This window comes from Halomonas sp. TP35 (assembly GCF_052375975.1).
Taxonomy (GTDB): Bacteria; Pseudomonadota; Gammaproteobacteria; order Pseudomonadales; family Halomonadaceae; genus Vreelandella; species Vreelandella citrativorans.
In genome coordinates this window covers 39,829-65,274 of sequence record NZ_JBQSUZ010000019.1, presented here as the reverse complement: position 1 = coordinate 65,274, position 25,446 = coordinate 39,829, and the positions used below count along the sequence as shown (strand labels likewise).

20 protein-coding genes are annotated in these 25,446 nt (G+C 52.0%); 6 read left to right on the top strand and 14 right to left on the bottom strand.

All coding sequences use genetic code 11. The annotated features are described in order from the left end of the window. From ACT3RU_RS16345 to nrdR, 10 genes are all read right to left on the bottom strand, one after another. The coding region (locus ACT3RU_RS16345; protein WP_483392913.1) for a PAS domain-containing protein at window positions 1-608 on the bottom strand (608 nt) is incomplete at its 3' end. Between the two features lie 198 nt (window positions 609-806). Further along, window positions 807-3,269, bottom strand: a complete 2,463-nt coding sequence (gene lon / locus ACT3RU_RS16340; RefSeq protein ID WP_087105690.1) for an endopeptidase La — start codon at window positions 3,267-3,269, stop codon at window positions 807-809. A 93-nt stretch (window positions 3,270-3,362) separates the two neighbouring features. Further along, window positions 3,363-4,619 carry a DUF945 family protein gene (locus tag ACT3RU_RS16335; RefSeq protein ID WP_483392912.1) on the bottom strand — a complete coding sequence of 419 codons (1,257 nt, stop codon included), beginning with the start codon at window positions 4,617-4,619 and terminating at the stop codon, window positions 3,363-3,365. A 66-nt stretch (window positions 4,620-4,685) separates the two neighbouring features. Continuing rightward, window positions 4,686-5,159 carry a phosphatidylglycerophosphatase A family protein gene (locus ACT3RU_RS16330; RefSeq protein WP_087105686.1) on the bottom strand — a complete coding sequence of 158 codons (474 nt, stop codon included), beginning with the start codon at window positions 5,157-5,159 and terminating at the stop codon, window positions 4,686-4,688. Continuing rightward, on the bottom strand, window positions 5,156-6,133 hold the full coding sequence (gene thiL / locus ACT3RU_RS16325; RefSeq protein WP_444622172.1) for a thiamine-phosphate kinase: 978 nt from the start codon (window positions 6,131-6,133) through the stop codon (window positions 5,156-5,158). Before thiL ends, ACT3RU_RS16330 begins: the two co-directional genes overlap by 4 nt. 36 nt (window positions 6,134-6,169) lie before the next feature. Next, window positions 6,170-6,673, bottom strand: coding sequence for a transcription antitermination factor NusB (gene nusB / locus ACT3RU_RS16320; protein ID WP_087105682.1), 504 nt, complete (start codon window positions 6,671-6,673; stop codon window positions 6,170-6,172). Then, a complete protein-coding gene (gene ribH / locus ACT3RU_RS16315; protein WP_087105680.1) occupies window positions 6,670-7,158 on the bottom strand; it encodes a 6,7-dimethyl-8-ribityllumazine synthase in 489 nt (162 codons plus the stop codon). The genes nusB and ribH overlap by 4 nt, the downstream gene beginning before the upstream one ends. Before the next feature lie 4 nt (window positions 7,159-7,162). Continuing rightward, window positions 7,163-8,329 (bottom strand): bifunctional 3,4-dihydroxy-2-butanone-4-phosphate synthase/GTP cyclohydrolase II, encoded by a 1,167-nt coding sequence (gene ribBA, locus ACT3RU_RS16310; RefSeq protein ID WP_172116159.1) that lies wholly within the window; start codon window positions 8,327-8,329, stop codon window positions 7,163-7,165. Between the two features lie 197 nt (window positions 8,330-8,526). After that, window positions 8,527-9,687: a bifunctional diaminohydroxyphosphoribosylaminopyrimidine deaminase/5-amino-6-(5-phosphoribosylamino)uracil reductase RibD gene (gene ribD, locus ACT3RU_RS16305; RefSeq protein WP_483392911.1), complete on the bottom strand. Its 1,161-nt coding sequence runs from the start codon at window positions 9,685-9,687 to the stop codon at window positions 8,527-8,529. Then, on the bottom strand, window positions 9,687-10,175 hold the full coding sequence (gene nrdR / locus ACT3RU_RS16300; RefSeq protein WP_087105677.1) for a transcriptional regulator NrdR: 489 nt from the start codon (window positions 10,173-10,175) through the stop codon (window positions 9,687-9,689). The genes ribD and nrdR overlap by 1 nt, the downstream gene beginning before the upstream one ends. Window positions 10,176-10,658: 483 nt before the next feature. Between nrdR and dsbG the strand changes: the two genes are divergently transcribed. The 3 genes from dsbG to ACT3RU_RS16285 all read left to right on the top strand — a co-directional run bounded on the left by dsbG (window position 10,659) and on the right by ACT3RU_RS16285 (window position 14,960). Beyond that, window positions 10,659-11,402: a thiol:disulfide interchange protein DsbG gene (gene dsbG, locus ACT3RU_RS16295; RefSeq protein ID WP_483392915.1), complete on the top strand. Its 744-nt coding sequence runs from the start codon at window positions 10,659-10,661 to the stop codon at window positions 11,400-11,402. 177 nt (window positions 11,403-11,579) lie between these two features. Continuing rightward, on the top strand, window positions 11,580-13,175 hold the full coding sequence (locus ACT3RU_RS16290) for a methyl-accepting chemotaxis protein (protein WP_483392910.1): 1,596 nt from the start codon (window positions 11,580-11,582) through the stop codon (window positions 13,173-13,175). A 207-nt stretch (window positions 13,176-13,382) separates the two neighbouring features. Then, complete coding sequence (locus ACT3RU_RS16285; protein ID WP_483392909.1) at window positions 13,383-14,960, top strand: methyl-accepting chemotaxis protein; 1,578 nt, start codon at window positions 13,383-13,385, stop codon at window positions 14,958-14,960. 361 nt (window positions 14,961-15,321) lie between these two features. On the opposite strand, the gene ACT3RU_RS16280 is transcribed toward ACT3RU_RS16285, so the two are convergent. Further along, a complete protein-coding gene (locus tag ACT3RU_RS16280) occupies window positions 15,322-16,353 on the bottom strand; it encodes an OmpA family protein (RefSeq protein WP_483392908.1) in 1,032 nt (343 codons plus the stop codon). 107 nt (window positions 16,354-16,460) lie between these two features. Here ACT3RU_RS16280 and ACT3RU_RS16275 point away from each other — a divergent pair, with 107 nt between their 5' ends. The 3 genes from ACT3RU_RS16275 to ACT3RU_RS16265 are packed head-to-tail and all read left to right on the top strand — an operon-like array spanning window position 16,461 to window position 18,885. Next, the gene (locus ACT3RU_RS16275) at window positions 16,461-17,198 is read left to right on the top strand and encodes a hypothetical protein (protein WP_483392907.1); all 738 of its coding nucleotides are present in this window, start codon (window positions 16,461-16,463) and stop codon (window positions 17,196-17,198) included. Between the two features lie 4 nt (window positions 17,199-17,202). After that, on the top strand, window positions 17,203-17,784 hold the full coding sequence (locus ACT3RU_RS16270) for a FlgO family outer membrane protein (protein WP_483392906.1): 582 nt from the start codon (window positions 17,203-17,205) through the stop codon (window positions 17,782-17,784). 24 nt (window positions 17,785-17,808) lie between these two features. After that, window positions 17,809-18,885 carry a glycosyltransferase family 9 protein gene (locus ACT3RU_RS16265; RefSeq protein WP_483392905.1) on the top strand — a complete coding sequence of 359 codons (1,077 nt, stop codon included), beginning with the start codon at window positions 17,809-17,811 and terminating at the stop codon, window positions 18,883-18,885. Between the two features lie 140 nt (window positions 18,886-19,025). Here ACT3RU_RS16265 and glyA read toward each other — a convergent pair whose 3' ends face one another. The 3 genes from glyA to ACT3RU_RS16250 all read right to left on the bottom strand — a co-directional run bounded on the left by glyA (window position 19,026) and on the right by ACT3RU_RS16250 (window position 24,959). Next, on the bottom strand, window positions 19,026-20,291 hold the full coding sequence (gene glyA, locus ACT3RU_RS16260; protein WP_483392914.1) for a serine hydroxymethyltransferase: 1,266 nt from the start codon (window positions 20,289-20,291) through the stop codon (window positions 19,026-19,028). Between the two features lie 202 nt (window positions 20,292-20,493). Then, complete coding sequence (gene aspT, locus ACT3RU_RS16255) at window positions 20,494-22,185, bottom strand: aspartate-alanine antiporter (protein ID WP_483392904.1); 1,692 nt, start codon at window positions 22,183-22,185, stop codon at window positions 20,494-20,496. A gap of 77 nt (window positions 22,186-22,262) precedes the next feature. Further along, entirely contained in the window at window positions 22,263-24,959 is a 2,697-nt protein-coding gene (locus tag ACT3RU_RS16250; RefSeq protein WP_483392903.1) for an ornithine decarboxylase, read from the bottom strand. Window positions 24,960-25,446: the final 487 nt, after the last annotated feature.

The window sequence follows — 25,446 nt, the reverse complement described above, 5'->3', positions numbered from 1 at the left end:
TTAAGCGTATCCAGCCGCTCACCTGACACCATCACGCCATAAACGCCCAAGCCTCCCGCAAGACAAAGCAGCGTCAGCGCCGCGATCACCATGGTGATCAGCTTGGCTTTCAAACTGACCAAACTGAACCGTGACCACAGGCCAATCACACCTTTGCGGCGTAATGCGCCCTGCACCAGCGTATAGCGCTTGGCACGGCCTTTCTCACGCATTTCAGCATAAACGGGCGCTGCTAATGCTACGGTTTCAGGTGCAACCTTGCGCCGAACGGAGGTATACCCTACGACCTTGTCACCATCACGAAGCGGCGCCACCGTGGCATTGACCCAATAGTAATCGCCATTCTTACGACGATTTTTGACTACCCCCTGCCATGTTGCCCCTGACTGTATGGTTTTCCAGAAGTCAGCGTATGCAGCTTCAGGCATATCGGGATGTCGTAATAAATTATGCGGTGCTCCCAAAAGCTCATCCCGCGTATAACCACTGACCTCGACAAACGTAGAGTTGGCAAAGGTTACCCGCCCTTTTAAATCAGAGCGTGAAATCAGCACCGCCTCTTCATCCAACACATATTCGCGCTGAGTAACAGGTTGATTATTTCGCATTAGGGACCCTCGGAAAGATTACTTCTTTTTATTTACACCATTATCTCTACTTAATCTCTACTTAGCCTGCCATTAAATCCAAAAATAGCTATAAAAAAACGCCGCACTTCTGTGCGGCGTTTAATAAGCTCTTATTTATACATAAGAAAATATGTTTTAACTCTTCTACCCTCGCTCAGCCCTTCCCTAGCGTATGTTTCAATTCTTAAAGACAACGTTAGCCACGTCTTTATAGCGGTTAGCGAAGTGTACCGTCATACCTTTCTTAAGATAATCAGGGAGCTCTTCGTAATCGCGGCGGTTGGCCTCGGGCAGTATCACCTCAAATATGTCGCTACGCCGGGCTGCAATCACTTTTTCACGAATGCCGCCAACAGGAAGCACTTGACCGGTCAGGGTTAGCTCTCCCGTCATTGCCAGTGGCCGCGTAATCGGTTGATGCTTGGCAAGCGAGAGTAGTGCGGTGGTCATGGTGACACCCGCCGAAGGGCCATCCTTGGGCGTTGCGCCCTCGGGCACGTGCAGGTGAACAAACGCTGAATCAAAGAAATCAGCATCTGCACCATACTCCTGCAGGTGGCCCAGGGTGTAGCTGTAGGCAATGTTGGCAGACTCTTTCATGACATCGCCAAGCTTGCCGGTTAGCTTGAACCCACGGTCCAGCGCGTGAACTTTACCCGCTTCAATAGGCAAGGTTGCCCCACCCATGGATGTCCAGGCAAGCCCTGTTACCACGCCTTCGCCTTTGAGTACTTTTTCCTTACGGAAAAGAGGCGCTCCCAAAAACTCTTCCAGATTGTTGACCGAAATCTTGACGGTTTCGATCTCCTCCTCCAGAAGCTTAACCGCCGCTTTACGTACAATACGGTGAAGCTGCTTTTCGAGTTGCCGAACCCCGGCCTCACGGGCGTAGCCTTCAATAACCTGCTTTAACGCTGCCTCGGTTAAGTTAATACACTTTTTAGGCATGTTATTGCGCTTAAGAAGCTTCGGCCACAGGTGGTGCTTGGCAATCGCCTGCTTCTCTTCCGCGATATAACCTGAAAGGCGAATTTGCTCCATGCGGTCCAGCAACGGGCCGGGGATCGAGTCCAACGTGTTAGCCGTGCAGATAAACAGCACCTTGGAAAGGTCCATCCGGACATCCAGGTAGTGATCCAGGAAGTCGACATTCTGCTCAGGGTCTAACACTTCAAGCAGTGCTGAGGCAGGATCCCCTTGGAACGACTGCCCCAGCTTGTCGATTTCATCCAGCATAATCACCGGATTCTCGACTTCGACTTCTTTAAACGCCTGCACCAGCTTACCGGGCATGGCGCCCACGTAGGTACGGCGATGGCCTTTAATCTCGGCTTCATCGCGCATTCCGCCGACAGAGAAACGATAAAACTCGCGGCCCAGCGCCTCTGCGATAGAACGGCCAATAGACGTCTTGCCGACCCCTGGCGGGCCCACGAGCAAAACGATGGAACCGCCTACATCGCCTTTAAATGTGCCTTCCGCGAGAAACTCGACAATGCGTTCTTTAACGTCCTGCAAACCATCGTGGTCGCGGTTTAACACCTCACGGGCATGGCTTAGATCAAGCTTATCCTGGCTGGTCACCCCCCAGGGCAATGACGTTAGCCAGTCCAGGTAGTTACGGGTCGTACCGTACTCGGGTGACCCGGTTTCCAACACGCTTAGCTTATTAAGCTCATCATCGATACGGTTCTGGACGCGCTCAGGAACAACCAGCGACTCCAAACGGCCTTTAAAGGTATCAACGTCGTTTTCGCGGTCATCCTTGGAAATACCCAGCTCACGCTGAATGACCTTTAACTGCTCGCGCAGGAAGAATTCACGCTGTCGGTCCTGCATTTGCGCATTAACCTGCTCGCTGATCTCGCTTTGCAGTTGCGCGACTTCAATTTCCTTACGCAGCAGTGGCAGCACCTTGTGCATCCGCTCTTCTACCGGCAACGTATCCAGCACATCCTGAAGCTCAGGACCTTTGGCTGACGTAATCGCGGCGGCAAAATCGGTAAGGGGGCCTGGCTGATGAGGGCTAAAACGGTTCAGATAGTGCTTTAACTCTTCGCCATACAGCGGATTAATCGGCAGCAGCTCTTTGATGCCGTTAATAATCGCCATGGCATACGCACGCGTCTCCTCGTTTTCCGCATCAACGGGCTCTTTGGGATAGGTAACTTCAACGAGATACGGCGGCTCTTTAGACAGCCAGCGTTTGATTTGAAAACGCTGCACGCCCTGGGCAATAAACTGAATCTGCTGATCTTCGCCCTTTAGTTTATGCACTCTAACGGCGGTGCCTATCTCGGGAAAATCGTCATGACCTAACGACTCCACACCGCCCTCACCCACAAAGGCAACGCCCAATGTTTTATGGGGCGTATTACCTACGCGACGCATGGTCTCTTCCCAGCGTTCACGGTTAATGACCAGTGGCTGAACCTGGGCGGGGAAAAATGGGCGGTTATGAATGGGCAGTAAATAAATACGCTCAGGCAGCATATCACTGGCAGGAACCAGCGAATTTGTCCGCTCGCCATCGGAGCGATGATGCTCTTCACCTGTATGTTCAGTCTCAGCAGATGACGGGACATCTTCTCCCAGCCAGCCGAGATTATCGTCATCGCGGTCGTAATCCTGGTCGCTCATATACCCTCCGGTAAACAGTGACTAGCGGATATACCGCTTAGCATTGCTTATGGAATGCGGGCAACCGGCTTAAACTTCAACCCTTGGAGCCGCCTATTGCGACCAGAGGTCCGGCATGGGACGACCATTAACACGCCAATTCCCGCGTATAACGTCAAACTGCAGCTCACGGGTTCCTAACGGCAAGCCCAGCCATAAGGCGGCCACCGTCGGTGCATCATGCCAAATAAAATCGCCGTCAAGGCGCTCAAGCCAACGGGCACGTTCTTCCTGCTTATCAAGCAAGGTGACATTGAGCTGATCCAGCTTTCGAGCATCGAAAAAGAGAGCGCCATCGGCGTCAACACGAATTCCCAACAGCGGGCTATCCACGTCCACAGTGAGAACATCCAATCGCGGAGAGTCACTCAATATTTTCAGTAGATCAGGTTCAAGCCGGGATAGCAGCCCTTCGGCCATCGGCAAGCTGGCATCTCCCCAAGCCGCTTCCTGGCGCAGCCGACGGATAGCCTGACGTATCGCATCAGCGTTAAGGCGTGATAGTTCCATGACAATATGCCCATTAAGCAGCGCCGTATCGGGTGCCTCCGTAGGCACCATAACGTCGCCCATAATGAGCTCGCCGGTGAGACGCAACTCACTTTCATCCAGCACCATGTAGCTGTGTATATCCAGCGGTGCCAGTTTTACGTCATACGCTGGGTAGTGAAGTGACAAGGCCTCAATATGCAGATGGTCGCGTTGAGCGAAGTGGTGGGCATCTTCGATATAGGTGTAACGGCTTTCAAGCAGCAGCGGTCCCAGGGTTAACTGTGCAGCACCATCGGTTAGCGCCAACTGGTCCATGCGAACGCGTAATCGCCAATCGCCAAACACGCCCTCCAACCGCAGCCGCCCCCCACGGACCTCAAGCTCCCGCCCGCTTTGCTGAATGATAAACGGCGCCAGCGCCAGTTGTAGCTCACTATGCCCAGTAAGCGTGTGGTAACGGCCTTTCCAACGTGGTGCGGAGGCGGCGGTTACCTCCCCTACCGCACGCTGTAACGCCGTATCCAACCGGGGCAAAAAAGTACCTTCGACGTCCGTGCTTAAAATACCGTGACGTGCACGGTAAGTAAGCTCCAATTGCCAGGGGCGTCCCAGCAGGGGGGAAAGCAGAAGGCGCCCCTGAGAACTTAACCATCCCCGACTGCTCTCAACACGAGACACGCGCCACTCGCCCCGTGCCTCCAGGTCTTCCAGCGCTTGGCGGAGGCTACGCTCAAACAGCACGCTGGATAGCAGCTGTCCCGCCATCCAAACAATGGCTAGTGCGGCCACAATAGGGACAATTAAGCGTTCCTTGCGCATGCCATCTCCTTGAGCAACCGCACGAATAGGAAGTGAGTGCTGCCCAGTGTCACCTGCGGTTGCGTTTTAGTGCAACCAATACCATAAGTGCATGGTGCTCCAGGCATAGATCCCGGCCATGACATCATCAATCATGATACCAAAGCCACCAGCCACACGTCGGTCAGCCCAGCGGATAGGCCAAGGCTTAAACACATCAAAAATGCGAAAAACAATAAAGCCCCACAGCGCCGCCTCCCAGGAGAAGGGAACGGCAGCCATGGTGATCCAGTAGCCGACAAACTCATCCCAAACAATGCCGGAATGATCATGTACCCCTAAGTCGTGCGATGTTTTATCACAGAGCCAAACGCCAACCACAAAGGCCACGAACACGATGCCCAAATACCAACCCAAGGGCAGTTCCGCCATAATCCAGTAGAAAGGAATAGCGGCCAGCGTGCCAAAGGTGCCTGGCGCCCAGGGCACCGTTCCACTGCCTAAACCAAACGCAAAAAAATGCGTTGGGCGACGCCACACACTTGGTGGTGCACGGTTCATGGCGCCCCCTCATGAAAATGCTGCCAGCCAGTATCCAGGTTAGGTGCAATCCCTTTTACACCCAACGTGTCGCTGCATTGGCCAATAACGGTTAAGGGTAGCCCCAGCTTGCCAAGCGCACGCTGCGCGCTGGCAACGTTCTCAGCAGGCAGAGTAACCAACAGTTCATAATCATCCCCCCCCGAGAGCGCAGCGTTGCAGGCAGCGTCACGGCCAAGGGTACTTTCCAGCGCCTCAGCCAGCGGCAGCGATGCCATATCAAGCGCCGCCCCAACGCCTGATGCCTTGCGTAGATGACCAAGGTCCGCCAGCAGCCCGTCAGAAATATCAATAGCGGCGTTGGCTAGCCCTCGAAGCGCAACGCCTGCGGCCAAACGTGGCTCAGGCAGGAGATAACGACGTAGCAGGGGATGCTGAAGATCACGCTCGCCACGTTGCCAAAGGGCTAGCCCACCCGCCCCGCCGCCCAAGGCGCCGGTCACGGCGATCATATCGCCAGGCGTCGCCCCAGAGCGGGTCAAGGCATGCCCCGTAGGCGCCTCTCCCATCACGGTAACGCCAATCGTAAGCGCACCTGAGGTAACATCGCCACCGGCCAAGGTGGTGGCATGACGCTGACAAAGCGTATGAAACCCCTTGGCGAACGCTTCAAGCCAGGCATGAATCGCTTGATCATTGGCAAAGGTACGCTGATCAAGCGTGAGCGCCATAAAACACCAGCGAGGGTCTGCCCCCATGGCCGCCAAATCGCTTAATGCGACGGCGAGCGAACGATGCCCTACCGCAAAGGCGGGCGCATCATGCGGGAAGTGAACATCAACGACAGAGGTATCAACGCTCACCGCTAGCTGATGACCCGCTTTAGGCACTAACAGTGCGGCGTCGTCGCCACCACCCAGTGCGACACCATCTGCCGGGAGTGGCGCTTGCGACGGCATCAGATAACGGCGAATCAAATCAAATTCAGCAAGCACAAAGGCCCCTTAACCACAGTACCAGACGGCGCGCCGTTACAGGCGGCGGGCGCTGACCTCGGCACTTCGCAAGCGGTTAGCCAGCTTGTCGAGAATACCATTTACGTATTTATGGCCGTCGGTTGCGCCAAAGGATTTGGCCAGTTCAACGCCTTCGTTAATCACCACGCGATACGGCACTTCCATACGGCGAGAAAGCTCATAGGCGCCCAAGCGTAGAATAGCCAGTTCGACGGCGTCCAGGTCTTCCAGACGGCGATCCAGCAACGGTGATATTTCGCGATCCAGCTCGGTCTTATAGCGTGCCGTATTGTGCAAAAGCTCATGAAAGAGTGCCTTGTCAGCAATCTCCATTACCTTAACCCAATTTTCATGATCTTCCAGATCGTCATCGGCGACCTGGCTGCGGAACTCGGCTTCAACGGCGGTGATTGATTTACCCGTCATCTGCCACTGGTAAAGACCCTGGACGGTAAGCTCACGGGCAGCATGGCGGCTCTGCTGGGCAGCAGAGGCCTTACGCTCACGGCGCTCGCTCATTGTGACTCTCCTAGCGGTAACGCACGCAGCAATGAGACCATCTCCATCGCGGCCATTGCAGCTTCCGTTCCTTTATTACCCGCTTTGGTACCCGCACGCTCAATTGCCTGCTCGATGGACTCAACGGTTAAAACGCCATTGGCAACCGGTGTATCAAACTCCAGCTGCAAATGGTTGATAGCCGTATTACAGCCGCCCGCCACGTACTCAAAGTGCGGCGTACCGCCACGAATAACCGCGCCCAGCGCAATCACTGCATCAGGTTTCATGACCTTCAGAACACGCTTCACAGCGAGCGGCAATTCCCAGGCGCCCGGCACGTGAACAAGGTGAATGTTTTCGGCGTCTACGCCATGACGCGTCAAACTATCAATCGCGCCTTCTACAAGGCTATCAACCACATGGTGATTGAACCGGCCAACCACAATAACGTAGCGACCATCGACGTCGACAAACGTGCCTTCTACTTGAGAGAGGGATTGCATCAATTTATTCCTGCTGAGAAATTGGCTCACACGTGATGTCATCAGGCCCCACAAGCTCGACCACTTCAAGGTCGAAGCCCGAGAGCGCTGAAAATTTCCACGGTGAGCTTAGTAGCCGCATCTTACCTACCCCTAGATGGCGTAGAATTTGCGAGCCAGTACCAATCGTCAAATAGTTGCCTGTGCCATCAGATTCACTGGTGCGCGGGGTGCGCACACGATCTAAAAACACATCCAACTGGTCTTTCAAATCCTGATGTGGGCGGCCGTCATCAATAAGCACCAGCACACCGGCGGAAGAACTCGCGACCTCTTCCAGGGCACGATGGGCATTCCAGCGCCCCTGATCATCTTTCGCCAAACCAAGCACGTCACGCAGCGTATCGGCTAAATGAACGCGTACGGTAGTGGTCTGCTCAGGCGTCGGCTGCCCTTTCACCAGCGCCAAATGATGTGCGCCTTGAATACGATCACGAAAAACATGCAACGCCAGCTCGCCCTGGGACGTCATTACCGTTGATGTTTCAACATGGTCAACGGTTTGCTCATGAATAATACGGTAATGAATCAAGTCGGCAATGGTACCGATTTTGATACCATGCTGCAGGGCAAACGCCTCAAGCTCCGGGCGGCGCGCCATACTGCCATCATCGTTCATCACTTCACAAATCACGCCGCTGGGATCACAGCCCGCCAGCGCCGCCAGATCACAGGCCGCCTCGGTATGGCCTGCACGACGCAACACACCGCCGGGTTCAGCCATTAACGGAAAAATGTGCCCCGGCTGAACAAGGTCGGTCGGTTTGGCATAAGGCGCACAGGCCGCTTGAACCGTTCGCGCACGGTCTGCCGCAGAAATACCCGTGGTCACGCCTTGGGTTGCTTCAATAGAGAGCGTGAACTTGGTACCAAACCCTGAGCCATTGTCGCGTACCATCAATGGCAGATTAAGCTGCTCACACCGGTCACGCGTCATCGGCATACAAATCAGGCCACGGGCAAACCGCGCCATAAAGTTGATATGCTCGGCCTGAACTTTTTCGGCCGCCATGATGATATCGCCTTCATTTTCGCGACCCTCATCATCCATAAGGATCACCATCTTGCCTTGGCGGATATCGTCTATCAGTTCAGCAATAGAGGCCAAGCCCCCCGAGGAAGAGTGCGCCATGGAAGCTCCTAAATATGAGTTCGCAGAGTATGCGATGCTGCGCAACACTTGGGCTGCGCACTACGTAACCATCGTGACACCACGTTGATGACAATAAGCGGGCAACCATCAATGACCGATAGCGACCCTCTGAATTGTGACACGATTAATTGCGACACGATTAATTGCGACAGAGTACCTTGCTATCGCCGCCTGCGCTAGTCGGGCTCTGGAGAGGCAATAATACGCCAATCTCGCCCTATCGCTCGTATATCATGAATGGTTAAACGCCGCTGATCCGCCATTTGTAAGAGCCCAGGTAGCGCAAAGAGCGGCTTTGCCTCACCACCCAATAAAGTAGGCGCCACAAAAAGCTGCAGCTCATCCACCAACCTGGCATCCAGCAGCGCCCCAGCTAACGTGGCGCCAGTCTCCACCAGCAGCTCGTTGACCTGTTCGTTTTCAGCCAGCCAACCAAGCAATTCGCCCAGCGGAAGACGCCCATCGCTCCCCGCCTCAAACACATGCACCTCTGCGCCAGCCACCGTTAACTTGGCGCGTTTTTCTGACGAGTGTGCAGGCGTGGTCATTATCAAGGTACGGCCAGGCTCACTTAAACAGGCCGCCGCTAAAGGCAGGCGCAAACGCGTATCCACAATAACGCGCAGCGGCTGACGTAACGCCACGATATCAGCATTCTCTACTTGCAGTTGATCAGCCCGCAACGTCAACCGTGAATCATCCATAATAATCGAGTCAACGCCACTCAAAATAGCGCTCGAACGCGCACGTAGGCGCTGAACATGACTGCGCGCTTCAGGCCCCGTTATCCACTGCGATTCACCCGACCCCATCGCCGTACGCCCATCCAGGCTCATGGCCATTTTTAGACGCACAAAGGGCCGCTTATGCTGCATACGAGCGATAAAACCAGGATTTAACGCCCGTGCATCTTGCTCTAACAAGCCGATTTGCACGTCGATACCGGCCGCCTTTAGTAGCTCAACTCCTTGCCCACTGACTTGCGGATTAGGGTCGACCATGGCGACCACAACACGTGCCACCTGGGCATTTTTAAGCGCCAACGCACATGGTCCTGTCCGCCCTGTATGGGAACAGGGCTCCAGCGTGACGTAAGCCGTTGCCCCTTTGGCTTGTTCACCCGCAGCGTTAAGCGCATGAACTTCCGCATGCGGCTCGCCCGCCCGCACATGAAAACCCTCCCCCACAATATGCCCGGGCTGGCCAGACGGCTGCTGTACAATGACGCAGCCTACGCGCGGGTTAGGGTCAGTGGTATAAAGCCCTTGCCTGGCTAATTGCAAGGCACGAGCCATATAGCGGTGGTCAGCGTCACTAAACGCGGCAACGGTGCTCATTACGTATCTTCCTTGTCACGCTCCGATGGCAAAGAGGGCGCTTGGGAGAGGCGATCAATTTCAGCGCGAAACTCGTCTATGTCCTGGAACTTACGATAGACCGAGGCAAACCGTATATACGCCACCTGGTCCAGGTTGCTTAATGCCTGCATCACAGATTCACCAATATCACGCGCATTGATTTCACGATCGCCTCGGGCGCGCAGGGTTTGGCGAATACGCTCAACCGCCGCTTCAATGGCTTCAGCGCTGACCGGTCGCTTCTCTAAGGCGCGCAACATTCCGTCACGTAGCTTTACTTCATTAAAGCTTTCGCGCGAGCCATCCGATTTTACTACCCTTGGCATCAAAAGCTCTGCCGTTTCATAGGTAGTAAAGCGCTCCTGGCAACTGGCACACTGTCGGCGCCGACGCACCTGATCACCATCCGCTACCAAGCGCGAATCGCTCACTCGAGTATCATTAGCACCACAAAAAGGGCAATGCATAGCGGTCAACCTGTTGTCAGTCCGTGCTGTAAGCCGCACGAGTAAGCATGTTATAACCTGTTATCACTCACTGTTTTCAGACTTTTTTCAAGACTGTTCTCAAACGCGTTTTCATTCATCAATCGCCCAAACATTATGCCTGCAGCGTGTAAGCGCGGACCATGATGCAATAACAGCAGTGTCTAGCCCGCCATTGTAACGATTTGACACACACGCTGCATTGGTTCAATACCTGCCGTTTGCCTTTTCTTCTATCAACACGTTCACGGGGGGTTAAGGTATGCCACCAGAGCAAGCTCTGATAAGTTAGTCACCTTATTCTGGTTCTTACGCAAGGATGTTGTAATGCCGCTTACGTTTGGCACATCAAACTACTCTATTAAATACTCTATTAAAAAACGCCCTGCTTTTACATTGTTTGCGTTTAAACTTCCTGCCTTCCAAGGCTCTGCGCTCACGCTGCCTGCCGCGCTCAGCGGCTTGATGCTGTTAGCAGGCTTCAATATCAGCCAAGCTAACGAGTTACCTGCACCGGTGCAGGCATTGGCCGACCAGGGCTGGGAAATTCATGGTCAGTTTGAAGCGCCAGGAGGGCTAAGCGGTTTCGGTGCGAGCGCCCAGGGCCAGGAAATAGCCATTTATTTAACACCAGATGGTGAGCACGCGATTGTCGGCACGCTAACGGATCGCCAGGGCGAGAACCTGACGGAAGCCCAGCTGGACCAGCATGTCCGCGCAGCATTGGAAGCCGAAACATGGCAACTACTCGAAGATAGTCACTGGATACAGGATGGCAGCACCGAAGCCCCCAGGGTGATATATACCTTCACTGATGCCAACTGCCCCTACTGTCAGGCATTTTGGAAGAAAACCCGCCCGTGGGTAGAGGCAGGCGAGGTACAGTTACGCCATATCATGGTGGGTATTTTAGCGCCTGACAGCCCTGCCAAAGCCGCAACGCTGCTGGCGGCTGATGACCCAAGTGCAGCCCTCAAGCGTCATGAAGAGGGGGAAGCAATAACAGCCAGCGCACAACCCCGTGATATTGAAGAGCAGGTGTACACGAATAACCAGCTGTTTGACGCATTAGGGCTTTACGCAACACCCACCAGCGCTTTTCAGCGTGAAGTAGCCAACGGCGTTGTGCGCATTGATCGCATTCAAGGAATGCCGGAGGAAGCACAGTTGATCGAACTGATGGGCAGCCCTGCGCCAGAAACACAATAACACATTAATTTTTCTTAATAAAAATAGCTAACATGCTGTTTTAAAAATGCCTGCACCGCAGGCATTTCGTTTGTGCCCCCCTCTAGAAAAATTAAATGGCCTTTCTCTTAAATACATCGCCAATTCGGCCGATATACAAGCTTCAATCATTATTTGAAAGGCTATGATAAGAACACCATGACACGATTAACCACGAATCAAAAACTCTGGAGCATCCTGGGAATTATTTGCCTTGCCATGCTAACGCTGGTTGGCTGGCTAACCTGGGAGACTCGTCAAACCATTGAGCAGGAACGTCGTAACACTATTCAAAACGTCGTTGAAAGTCTTCACTCGCAGCTAGGGGCACTTCAAGACAAGGTAGTCAGCGGCGAACTCACTCTCGCCGAAGCGCAGCAACGCGGAATTGACAGTCTAGCAAACGCCAGCTTCGCTGAAGGGGAGTATCTGTTTGCCTTTGACGACCAACTAAAGATCGTATCACATCCAAATCGACCGCTTGGCGAGGACATGAGTGGTTACCAAGACACGCAAGGCATGCATTTGTACGCCGCGTTTCTTGAAGCTGCACGCTCAGGGGGTGGGCACGTTGATTACTTTTCGCGCCGAATCTCCGGTGACGAACAGTTCCCTAAAATCAGTTATTTTGCCTATATTCCCGAATGGAACTGGGCCTTTGGCGCAGGTGTGTATGTAGATGATATTAGAACTGCTTTTGTTAGCAGTATCATTCGCTCGCTGATTGCGCTGTTAATTATTGGCATTCCTGTTGCGGTGCTGATGAGCTGGGTCATTCGTGATGTTTCTCGCCGCTTGGGCGGCGACCCGCGCTACGCGGCAACGGTGGTGCGTTATATTGCGGATGGCGACCTTACCCGTAGTACCCAGCTTTCCAGCCGTGACCAAGCGAGCCTGCTTTATGATATTAATCGTATGCGGGAATCATTGGCCGAAACGATTGGCAATATCGATCACGGTGCCGACCAGGTCAACAGTGGTGTTGAGCAAATTGTGGGCGTTAACGAAGAGCTTTCAACGCGTACCGAACAGCAGGCAGCCTCCCTTGCCGAAACAGCCTCCAGCATGGAAGAGCTCACGGCCACTGTGAAACAGAATGCTGACCATGCCGAGCATGCCCGCAAACTGGCTACAAACACGGCGAATAATGCGCAGCGCGGCAGTGATGCAATGGCCACGGTAGTCAGTACCATGGCCACGATTAACGAAAGCTCGGCAGAAATGAGCAGTATCGTGAACACCATTGATGCTATCGCGTTTCAAACCAATATTTTGGCACTGAATGCCTCGGTGGAAGCGGCACGTGCAGGTGAACAGGGCCGTGGATTTGCGGTGGTCGCCAATGAGGTACGTCAGCTTGCCAGCCGTTCGGCATCGGCCGCTCAGGAAATCAAAAAGCTGATTGAAAACTCCGGCGCTCAAGTCACCGAAGGCAGCCAGCAAGTCCGCAATACCGGTGACATTATCAATAGTGTGGTCACCGATATCCAACAGCTCAGCACGCTGGTACAGGAAATATCCGCAGCCACCAGTGAACAGAGCAGCGGCATTGAACAGGTCAACCTGGCCGTGACCCAGATGGACCAGATGACCCAACAAAATGCCGGGCTGGTGCAAGAGAGCAATCACGCGACCCAGATGCTTGCGCAGCTTAGCACCCAACTGCGCGAGCGTGTGTCTCACTTCCGAGTGGATCGCCAGTCGACCTTAACCCCTCTCCCATCACGCTCCACACACGACGATAGCGATTTTTAAACCAGGCTAGCAGCAGAAAAGCGCCCTCTTGGCTTTGGCCACGGGGGCGTTTTTGATTGTATGCCGCCGCCTTTTCAGCGCGCTTATAGCGAATTTTCAACGCCCTTCTAACGAGTTTTATGTAGTTCGCCTTAAGTAACAGAGCGTTAGGCCGATATAGGTATAGGATGTATTCGTTACTTACTTAGCTGTGATAGGAAAATATTAATGCAAATAACAACAACACAAAAACTCTGGGGAACGCTGGGCATTATTTGGATCACCATGCTGCTGCTGGTGGGCTGGCTTGCCTGGGAGAACCGCCAAACGATCGAAAGCGAACGCCGTGACAGCATTCAGTACATCGTCGAAAGCGTGCATAACCAGATTGAAGTGTTACAAGAAAGGGTCGCCACTGGCGAACTGAGTCTTGAAGAAGCGCAACAACGCGCTATCGATAATATGTCCAGCGTGCGCTTTGGCGCTGGCGAATATATCTTCTCTTTCAATGACGATTTAATTGTCATCTCCCACCCTAGCCGAACACCTGGCGATGATATGAGCCACTATGAAGATGCCGGCGGCATGCTGCTATATCCCGAATTGCTTCGCACAGCGCAAGCGGGAGGCGGCCACGTTGAGTACTACGCCCGCCGTGCCAATGGTGACGAGCATCTACCTAAAATCAGCTATGTGGCCTACCTGCCAGAATGGCAGTGGTCACTGGCAACTGGCGTTTATGTGGATGATATTAACGAAGCATTCATCGCCAACTTGCTGCATTCCATCATCATGCTGTTAATCATCGGCTTGCCGGCCACTCTGCTGATGGGCTGGGTAATTCGCGATGTTTCTCGCCGCCTGGGCGGAGACCCACGTTATGCGGCAACGGTGGTGCGTTATATTGCGGATGGCGACCTTACCCGTAGTACTCAGCTCTCCAGCCGTGACCAAGCAAGCCTGCTTTATGATATTAACCGTATGCGGCAGACGCTAGCCGGAACGATTGGCGATATTCATCACGGTGCCGACCAGGTCAACAGTGGCGTTGAGCAAATTGTGGGCGTTAACGAAGAGCTTTCAACGCGCACCGAACAGCAGGCAGCCTCCCTTGCCGAAACAGCCTCCAGCATGGAAGAACTCACGGCCACCGTGAAACAGAATGCTGACCATGCCGAGCATGCCCGCCAATTGGCCACGAACACGGCGAATAATGCGCAGCGCGGAAGCGACGCGATGACCACAGTGGTCAGCACCATGGCCACGATTAACGAAAGCTCGGCAGAAATGAGCAGTATCGTGAACACCATTGATGCTATCGCGTTTCAGACCAATATTTTGGCACTGAATGCCTCGGTGGAAGCGGCACGCGCAGGTGAACAGGGGCGTGGTTTTGCGGTGGTTGCCAATGAAGTACGTCAGCTTGCCAGCCGTTCGGCATCGGCTGCTCAGGAAATCAAAAAGCTGATTGAAAACTCCGGCGCTCAAGTCGCCGAAGGCAGCCAGCAAGTTCGCAATACCGGTGACATTATCAATAGCGTGGTCACCGATATCCAACAGCTCAGTACGCTGGTACAGGAAATATCCGCAGCCACCAGTGAACAGAGCAGCGGCATTGAACAGGTCAACCTGGCCGTAACCCAGATGGATCAGATGACCCAGCAAAATGCCGGGCTGGTGCAACAGAGCACCCATACCACCCAAACGTTAGCGCAGCTTAGTACCCAACTGCGTCAGAAAGTTGCTCACTTCCGTGTAGATCAAAACGGCGAAGAAGCGCAAGCAGCCCTCCCGCAATACCACTAACAAGCACACAAGCCCCATTCGCTGGCTAAAGCTCCCACAATGCTCATCAAGCCTCAAGGCCAGACAAACATTGTGGGAGCCCAGCTCATCAAGCTTCCAAGGGGTGGGCGAGCATTAGCCTGCCCCACAATTTATTTAAGCAGTATTTGAAGCAGCGCCAGCTAAACGCACTGTTACGATGCATTTCAGCAAGATTATAAAAACGTGAGCCTTGTCAAAACGTTTAAGCCGACTTTAAACGCTTGGAAAAACCTACACTACAACTATACTTAAATTGTACTCGCTAGCAATTCCCCCCTCCCCTGAGGCTAGCGAGCTATTCGAGCCAAGCTCTTTTGCCCGCCCACCCCGGCGGGCCTTTTTACTCAATATGAATGACGACTTCGACGCGTCGATTGCGTGACCGTCCTTCTGGCGTGCTGTTATCCTCAAGTGGCTGAGTGTCGGCGAGCCCAACCGCTCTTAGGCGCTCAGGCGCGACACCTTCCGCTTCTAGCGCTTCAACAATGGCAATGGCCCGTGCACTGGAGAGTGCCCAGTTTGAAGAAAACTCCTCGGTGCTAATACTCTGGCTGTCTGAGTGGCCCTCTACCCATACCTCCCCTTCGTATCGCTGAATGGTTTCCAGCAGGCTGCCGACCAGTGAGCTTCCTCCACTGGTGAGCTGTGCCTCAGCGGAAGGGAACAGCAGTTGATCCTGAACGCGTAAACTAATCCCCTCCGCCACCCGGGAAACCTCAACACCTTCCAGGTCGGGCAAGTAGGGGGAGACATCAACACGCTCGACCAGTGAGGCCTGAAGTACCTGGGCACTATTGATCGCATCCATGGATACTTCCTGAACGTTAACCGGAGGGTGGTCTGTCAGTAGCACCATATAGTCAGCCAAGGGCGTCGCTAATGCCTCATCATCCGTGCGCATTAACAGCGTGGGCAGCTCTACAGGAGGCATCCACGCTAACGGTTCAGCAACCTCTTCAGGCGGTAAAACCTCCACTGGGGCAAGTGCCAGCAGTGGCGGCGGCGCTTCGGGTGTAGCCTCAGGTTCAGCAATACGATTGGGCAACCCGGCAACGCCAAGTGCCGCGCTCAGCGCGTAAGGGTCCAGCCCTCGCCGCCACGCCTCAATAGTGCGCTGCTGCCGTGCATCTTCTATTGGCTCTGGAAGCGGTATGTCAAGTGCAAGGTCTGACGTTTGAGCCGCCTCTTCTGAGGATGCTTGAAACAGTTCAGGTGCCTTGGCACCCGCTGCCGCCACAATAATGACAAATAGCGCCACCAGCAGCGTCATAATATCGATGTAGCTAATCATCCATCCGCTACCACTTTCATCGGCAGGATAGGCGGACATTAGCGTATCATGGCGCGAGCCGCCGCGATGGTCTTCAAGCATGCGTGTTATCGCTCATTCAAGTTTTCAATCCCGTGGCCGATGGTTACCAAGCATGGTAAAACTAGACAAGTCTATCAAAGACCCTATGACACGATAAGGAACCTCTGGTGCAGAGCTGCTTAAGCCATTTACTAACGCCCCCATTATTCCGTATTGCCTGTGCAGGGTTTGCAAGCTTACTGCTAAGCGGCTGCTTCTATGCCAACACCTCGCAGGCCCCCATCGCCACCACCTATCCCTATACTGAGCAGCAACGTATGCAGGCCGCTCACCACTGGGAAGTACTGGCGCGCTATGAAACCAACCGCATTCTACAGCGTGAGCGCGTGCGTTTTCGGGATTTATATATCACCGAGCCTGACCACCAAAGCCTGAATACGTATAGCGGCGGCGAATTTGAACGCGGTTTTCGCACGCTACTGACCAGCGAGCTCGTTTCGCGTGGCGCCAACCTCACTACGCTGCCAACGGCCAACACCGCCGACGTCCATATCGGCGTGGAAGTAGTTGAACACCGAGACCGGGGCTTTATTCGCCCGCCAGTCGGTACCTTTACAGCCCTAACAGCAGGCATTGCGGTCGCGACTATTCCGTATAACCACTGGGCAGAACCCGCGCTTGGATTAATACCCGCCGGGATTGCTGCCGACGCCGTTAGCGGTAGCTGGACCTCTACAGGCAATGAAGAGGTTATTATCACCATTCAGATAACCGACGATGAGCGTATTCTTTACTCCTCATCGAATATCTATTACATCAATGCAGGCGACCGCCGCCAATATGCGCCGCATCGCGTTCCGCAAGCACCGGCTGTCCCCTCTATTCCGGTAACAGGTACCTGGTAACGCCATGCATTTCATATCGTCGACATCACCGCATCCGCACACGTTTCTAGCGACTAGCCGCCTGTTATTGATGGGCCTTTTGCTGCTTTTCATAGCAGGCTGTGCCACGAACAGTGCTAACACGCGTCCGCCAGAGCCCGACCTTTCTGAGCTGGCGCATAAAGCCGCTCAACAGATGGTGGCTGGCAACCCGGATATCACGCGCTACAACCCCATGATTGCCGCGACCTTTGTCAACATCGACAACCTCACGCAATCCTCCACGTTTGGGCGTATCAGCTCGGAAATCATGGCCTCGGCCCTTGCGCAGCAGGGCATGCAGGTGCGTGAAGTCAAAATGCGCCACAGCATGTTTATTGAGGAGAAAGTGGGCGAGTTGATCCTTTCTCGCGAGGTACAGAGCTTAAGCTCACAATATAATGCACGCTCTATTTTGATGGGCACCTATGCCCAAGGGCAGGATTACCTCTACGTAAGCACACGTGTCGTACGTTCAAGCGATGCCATGGTATTGGGCAGTGCAGATTTCCAAGTAAAGCTGGATAATAACATGCGTAGCTTGCTGGAAGGCCAAGGGGGCTGGTAAGCGAGCCCATAGTGAACACTCACTATGAGCCACCTACTCAACTGCCCTGTATGTCTCACCGGCAGTGTCGTTTTAATCGTTATTATCGGGCTCGGCAGTATGAAGATATGGAAAGATAAATCAGGTTATTTCAAGAAAAAATCACTACAGTGGACCAACCAAACACGCCATGAGGATATCAAGCGTGTTTTAGTGATACGCCAATGTGCTTTTGGCGACTATATGGCGGCTCGCCCCTTTCTGGTTGAATTAAAAAAGACCTTCCCGCACGCGCACGTGACGCTGGCATCCACCAGAAAATATCGCTATGCAGTGCCTGAAGACCTGGTCGATGACATTTTCATCCATGACACATCAACCGGCATTAAAGAACAGTACACATCGCTTAAAACGCTTGGTAAGTTCGATATTGTGTTTGATCTTGCGGATACCTCACGCTCAAGGGCACTCACGCTATTGAGCAGTGCGCATTTAAAAATGGGGTTTCCATATCGCCCCTGGTACAACCGATGGCTGTATGACGTTACCCTGCCCCGCTCAAACTACCATTACGAAGCCGAGGTCTTACTCGACTTCTTAAACGTATTCGGCAACCAGCCCTCGTACCCGCTCGATTTTGCGCTGCCCGTTCACTCCCCAAGCGAGAGTACTCGCGCTATCTACTATTTCCCCTTCGCGTCTGGAACCAATAAATCTGTTCCACAGGACGTGTGGAAGGCGCTTATTTTACGTGCCGCCTCACAGTTTCCTGATTATCAGCATATTTTGCTGGAAGGGGCCAACGAGAGTGAAAAAGGGGGTTTCCTGCTTGCCGAGGCCGCGCAGCACGCCAACATTACGATCCAGCACAAACTTCCCTTGGATGAGCTTACGCACACCATGGCCCGGGCAGACTTGCTTGTTTGTGGCGATACGGGCGTAAGAAACCTGGCACTGGCCACGCACACGCCCACCTTAGGCATCTTTTATTCGACGCTGCCTTACCGCTATTGGCCCAGATACGAGCCACAGCATAGATGTTTATTTAACCAGGATGGACGCATCCCCGACGTTGATCAAATTCTTGAAGCGATGGAGTCGTTTATCCCCCACCCTGAGTAGCATGCATAATTTTACTTTTACGCGTCGCTAAAACCAAAAGGCCTGCACGATGTTAACGTGCAGGCCTTTTTTCAAACATAGCGTGAATTGTTGAGCCTTACGGGCTAACCTGGCACTTCACGCACCCCTTTATCACAACGTTACTTATAAACCGGGAAACGGCCGCATACCTCTGCCACTTTTTCAGCCACTTGGGCTTCAATGGCGCTGGTGTCTTCGCCTTTGGCAAGCACATCCAGGATGTCACAAATCCAGCCTGCCAGCTGACGACACTCTTCTTCACCGAAACCACGCGTAGTAACCGCAGGTGTGCCGATGCGCAGGCCAGAGGTCACGAACGGGCTTTGCGGGTCGTTAGGCACGGCGTTTTTGTTAACGGTGATATGGGCACGGCCTAGTGCCGCATCAGCGTCTTTACCGGTCACGCCCTGCTTGATTAATGAGAGCAAGAACAGGTGATCTTCGGTGCCGCCGGAAACGATATCAAAACCGCGCTCCATAAACACACCGGCCATTACCTTGGCATTTTTAACGACCTGCTGCTGGTAGGCTTTAAACTCAGGCGACATGGCTTCTTTGAAGCAGACCGCTTTGGCCGCAATCGCGTGCATTAACGGGCCGCCCTGACCGCCGGGGAATACGGCAGACTGCAGCTTTTTCTCAATATCGGCATCGTTTTCAGCCGACAGAATCACGCCACTACGCGGACCGCGCAGCGTTTTGTGTGTCGTTGAGGTAACAACGTGGGCATGAGGCAAGGGGCTTGGGTAAACACCTGCCGCGACCAGGCCCGCTACGTGGGCCATATCGACCAGCAGGTAAGCGCCTACTTCGTCGGCGATTTCGCGGAATTTAGCCCAATCGACAATTTGTGAGTAAGCAGAGAAGCCAGCAATGATCATTTTCGGCTTGTGCTCGCGGGCAAGTTCCGCCACTTGATAATAATCGATCAGGCCTTGCTCGTTTAAGCCGTACTGAACCGCATTGTACTGCTTGCCGGAGAAGCTAGGCTTGGCGCCGTGGGTCAAGTGACCACCTGCGTCCAGGCTCATGCCTAAAATGGTGTCGCCCGGCTTAACCAGCGCTAAAAATACCGCGCTGTTGGCTTGGGAGCCGGAGTGCGGCTGAACGTTAACGTAGGTGGCACCGAACAGCTCTTTTGCGTAGTCAATCGCGAGGTTTTCAGCGATATCGACAAACTCGCAGCCGCCATAGTAGCGCTTGCCCGGATAACCTTCAGCGTATTTGTTGGTCAGCTGGCTGCCTTGCGCTTCCATTACGCGGGGGCTTGCGTAGTTTTCGGAAGCAATTAACTCAATGTGAGCTTCTTGACGGGCCACTTCTTTCTGCATGGCATCAAACAGCGCATCGTCAAATCCGGCAATTGTCATATCGCGGCTGAACATTGGCGGGAAACCTCGTCGATAAGGATCGTTCATGAAAGAAATCAGGCCGCTATCATAACGCAGCCTGACGCGACTTTCATCGCATCCGCGTCAGGTACTGCATGAATGCCGCTCATGGCGACTGGATGGCTTTTCTGGATTAAGTAAATGAAAAATGCCCGCGCGGTGGTTTTGAACCGCGCAGGCATTATCAAACAGGTCCTTATGATAATAATATAACGATAACCATGCCCCACAGTGTTAAGAACGTATTACTGACAGCGTAGGGCACCGTATACCCAAGCATGGGCACGTTGCTTTTGGCTTGCTCAGATACCATAGCGACAGATGCCGTGCTCGTTCTTGCCCCACCGCAGCAGCCAAGATTAATAGCAGGATCGAAACGAAAAATATATTTACCAATCAATGGGCCGAGTACCATCGGGACAGCGGTTGCAAATAGCCCCCAAAAGAATATCTCGAACCCAACTTGTTGAAGCCCAGCAATAAACGTGGGGCCCGCCGTAATACCCACCACAGCAATAAATATATTCAAACCTACCGAGTTCATAAACCAAAGCGTTGCACTTGGTACTGTACCCAGCTTCGGTATAAAACTACGTAACCAGCCAATAAGAATACCCGCAATCAACGCGCCGCCCGAAACGGAAAGCGTGATCGGAATTCCATCGATTGGAACAGTTATAGCACCAATTAATCCGCCCAAAACGATACCTGCACCCACTAACACCATATCAGTAATACTGGTAGGGCGATCAGCAAAGCCATATTCACCAATTATGTCGTCAATATGTTTCTTCGTACCGTTAATAGTTACGATATCACCACGATGTATTTTAGTTTGCGCATATAAAGGGATATCTACGCCCATTGAGCCTCGCCGAACACGTGTAACGTAAACACCTCGAGCCATAGGCTGCTGAGCGAGCTCAATGAGTTTTTTCCCATTTGCTTTTTTATTGGTAATAAAAACATCAACCGATTCAACAGGTATATTCAAAAGCTCTGGATCAGCAACTTCCTTAGCCCGATTGCTCCACTCAACTAACGCTTCATGATTACCTGAGACAGCAACAATATCGCCTACTTGTAAAACGGTATCGCCATCAAAGGGAATAATCTTTTCTCCACGGCGCAAGTTTTCCAGGAACAGGCGCCCATCAACACTGGCTTCTGCTTCTGATACCGTTTTACCGGCAATCAAGCCGGGCGTGCTAAGTTCATAAGCTCGAATGATGTATTTATGCCATGCGGAATGCATACCATCTTCGGAAGCGCCGACTGACATCTCTTTTTCGTAGCGCTTACACTCTTCCTGTAGGTTAATGCGTAAAAGCTTTGGACCCAGAAAAGCGATGATCCACCCGGTACCCACTGTTCCAAATAAATACGTAACGGCATAGGCGACGGGGATGAGATCTAATTGCTGCTGAATTTCCTCAGGTGAAAGGTCAAGTTGACTTATCGCATTAGTCGCAAGACCTATTGAGGCAGAGATAGTTTGTGTTCCTGCAAGCAAGCCTGCTGCCAAGCCTGGGCCATACCCCGAAATAGAAGCTGCTATATATACAGAAGCTAAGCACAGCATCGATATTACAATGGCAAAAATTGCCTGGGGAAGTCCATCACTTGCAATACCGCGTACAAACTGAGGGCCAACACCAAACCCAACAGCAAAGAGAAACATAATAAAAAAGATGGATTTAATTTGTGGGGATATATCAATCCCTAGCTGCCCGATAAGCACCCCCGCCAGCAGTGTTCCCGTAACAGCGCCCAAGCTGAAATTACCAAGCTTAATCCCACCTACCCAGTAACCGATTGCCAAGGCTAAAAATATTGCTAGCTCCGGACTTCCTCTTAGAATAGCTACTACCCATTCCCAAGTCGCCATATCAAACAAGCTCCGCACGTTCGCCCCTTTCATCTATTATGCAAGGGGCGTAGTCAAAGAAATACGTAGAAGAAATGTTAAGGGGTATCAGAAGAAGAAAGCTTTAAAAGCTGAAGACCTCTGCTGGCTTCATAGCCGTGTACCTCTTTAACATCCAGCTTGCGCATGAAAGATATTGTTTCTTTGCTAATAACTTGCCCTGGAACCAATATAGGGAAACCAGGCGGATAAGGGATTACCAATTTCGCTGACACCATGGGCGGGCCATCTTGTAAACGACGGTCACATTCGTCGCTGAATAAACCGACATATTCGCAATTCTCGGGGCTCCAGCTTTTGAAAAATGCATCACGAATATTTCCCTCAACCGCCACACCTGCAACGTCGTTTCGGTATGTTTCGTGAAAGTAGCTAAAATTAGGCAGGTCAGGCACATCACTCATCAAACTGTAGACTCGTTCGTTAAAGCTTTTTTTACCGTCTTCCCCTAAATGACTTAGCTTCTTCCCAAGTTCCGTTACAATTTCAAGTAAGACGTGTACCAGTTGCGCTACATCGCTTCTCGTATTATTGATATTGGTTTGCAAAAGCACCGAGTTACGTGATGTTTTGTTAACCTGAATTTCATATTTATCGGCCAGCAAACTCTTGAATTGTGTTCCATCGAACCCAGCTGTGCCGCAAATTAGAGTGATACGTGTAGGGTCCAAAAAGAATTCATCGTCGCGAATGGCGAGTACTGCATCGCTCCAATTGATGCCTTGGGCTAAAAAGTCCTCAAAACCGCTCGAGCGAAATTCGCTCGGGATCATTTCATCGGCACCCAGTACGCGGAAGTATTTCGATATTAATGGATGTTTATTAATTTGATTGCGAATATCTAGCGCCATTTGAATCGAATTACTGACTAACCCGTACCCCTCCAACTCCATTTGCCTGCGCGCAACGTCCATTGAAGCAATTAGCTGCTGATTGGGGCTTGTCGTTGAATGAGTAAACACAGCTTCATGCAGTTGGGGTTCAATACCGTAGAAATCAACATCTTTAACAAGAATCATGGATCCTTGTCGGATCGCTGACATCGACTTATGCGTAGAGTTCGTTTGATAAACGCGCAGCTTCACTTTACGAGGATCAGGTATTAAACGCGTATTGAGCAATGCCTCATCATTAAGTTGTTCTCCTAGTTCCTTCTGCTGTTGCTCGTAGGCGGTGATTGAAGCAGGATCGTCCAGCCATGCTTCAATATTGCTGGCTGCTCCCATCGCCGTGCGCGGGCGCAAGAAAGGCGACCAGTGAGCAAAACCAAACCAGGCTTCATCCCATAGGAATACAAGATCGGGCTTAATGGCGAGACACTCTTCCATCACACGTCGTGTATTATAAACGTGACCGTCAAATGTACAGTTAGTCAAATCAACGACACGAACACGGTCTAACTTCCCTTCTGCTTTTAATGACAACAGCGCTTGTTTGATGGTCCGTAATGGAACAGCGCCATACATCGAATACTCTTTCATGGGAAAGGCTTCGACATAATAGGGCAGTAATCCGCCCAGCACAGCGCCATAGTGATGTGACTTATGGCAATTGCGGTCAACAATAATGATGTCACCTGGTTGGGCAACGGCCATTAGTACTATTTTGTTTGAAGTGCTGGTGCCATTCGTGATGAAGTAACAGTGATCCGCCCCAAACGCCCTTGCTGCCTTTTCTTGCGCGCGCTTAATATTACCGGTTGGCTCTAGCAAACTATCTAAACCGCCTGTTGTTGCCGACGATTCAGCTAAAAATAAGTTGCGTCCATAAAACTGCCCCATGTCGCGAATCCAATCGGAGTGAAAAACCGATTTACCTCGTGCAATGGGTAACGCATGAAAGGTGCTAACAGGACGTTGGGCATAACGTTTTAAATTGTCGAAAAAGGGCGTTTCGTAGCGAACGCGTACCCCTTCAAGAATGGCCAGATGTAACTCAATAGGCTCTTCGACCGCATAAAGAACGCGACGTATACAGATTGAACGAGGGTCACTTGCAATATTTTGGGGACGTTGATCCGACATCAGATAAATATCAAGCTCTGGCCGATGTGCTGACAACGTTGTTGCTAACTGTAGCGCCAAATGATCGTCATCCTCATGTATATTGAGGTCTGACATCATTCTTTCTAGCTGCGGTACAGGCTGGTGGCTCGCGAAATCAAACCCGTCGAAAATAGCGACTGCACAGATATTACTATTTACCGCGATAGCACAAAATGCGTCTTGAAAATTATTGACAACGAGTGGCTCGTAAATAAACTCATCTTCTTTTTGGCGCTGGCTGCGCATCAGCCTGATATTACGATTGATGAGATCGCCGTTGTCAGGCGCTACCACTAATACTTCAAAATAGGGGCGATCCGCTGTCGTTGTGGACGATGTATTCCGGTCAATATCTTTCTCAGTGTGAGGTAAAACCTCCCATTCGTGGGGGTCTTCTTTGTAATATCGAGCTAAAATTGAAAAAGAGATCCGCCCGACCAAAGCATTAAATGCTTCCTTTTGGTCGGTCTCAATATAAGCCGCCAGCGCTTCTATTAATTGTGCACCTGGGTATGCATGTAGCATTTCGATAGCGCTCAATTGATCAAACACACGTTTCACTTGATCGACACTCGCTTTGTCTGATGACCACTTTCGTGCTACCGCGAGTAACTCGCGCCAGTGATCTGATCGCAGCCCACTCAGTGTAAAAATTTGATCAATATTTGAGTATGTAACATCAGTATGCATTTTCTAGTCCCCTTACTGGCTTTGTTTGAGGTATTGATACGCTTCGTGCCTTGGGTGCACTAGAAAAGCCGTGACCCGTCAGAATAAGAAATCTTTAAACAAGACAAACACTGTCACCTAAAAACTTTACTCTAACTTATCAACCGCTTACTGAACTTTATGATCCTTCAAGCAAGACCCGTCTTTTTTTTGATACGTAAATTACTATGTTCTTGTTTTTTTAATACGCTTCAGCTACTAGCTCATAGCATTAACAAACATTAGAAAAAATTCACATTTAGCTAAAAGTAAACGATCTTTTCAATTTGCGCAATTCCTCTTCAGCACTGTAAAAAGCAGTCACTGCAGTGGTTTAATAACGCCGGACGTACACTCAAGTGGTAACATTACTATCCTAATAAAAATATAGAATGATCAGTCAACGGTGTAGTCTTACGATTGAATTTAAACAGGAACTTTCCAGCCCGATAGTGGATCGAGAGTAAAT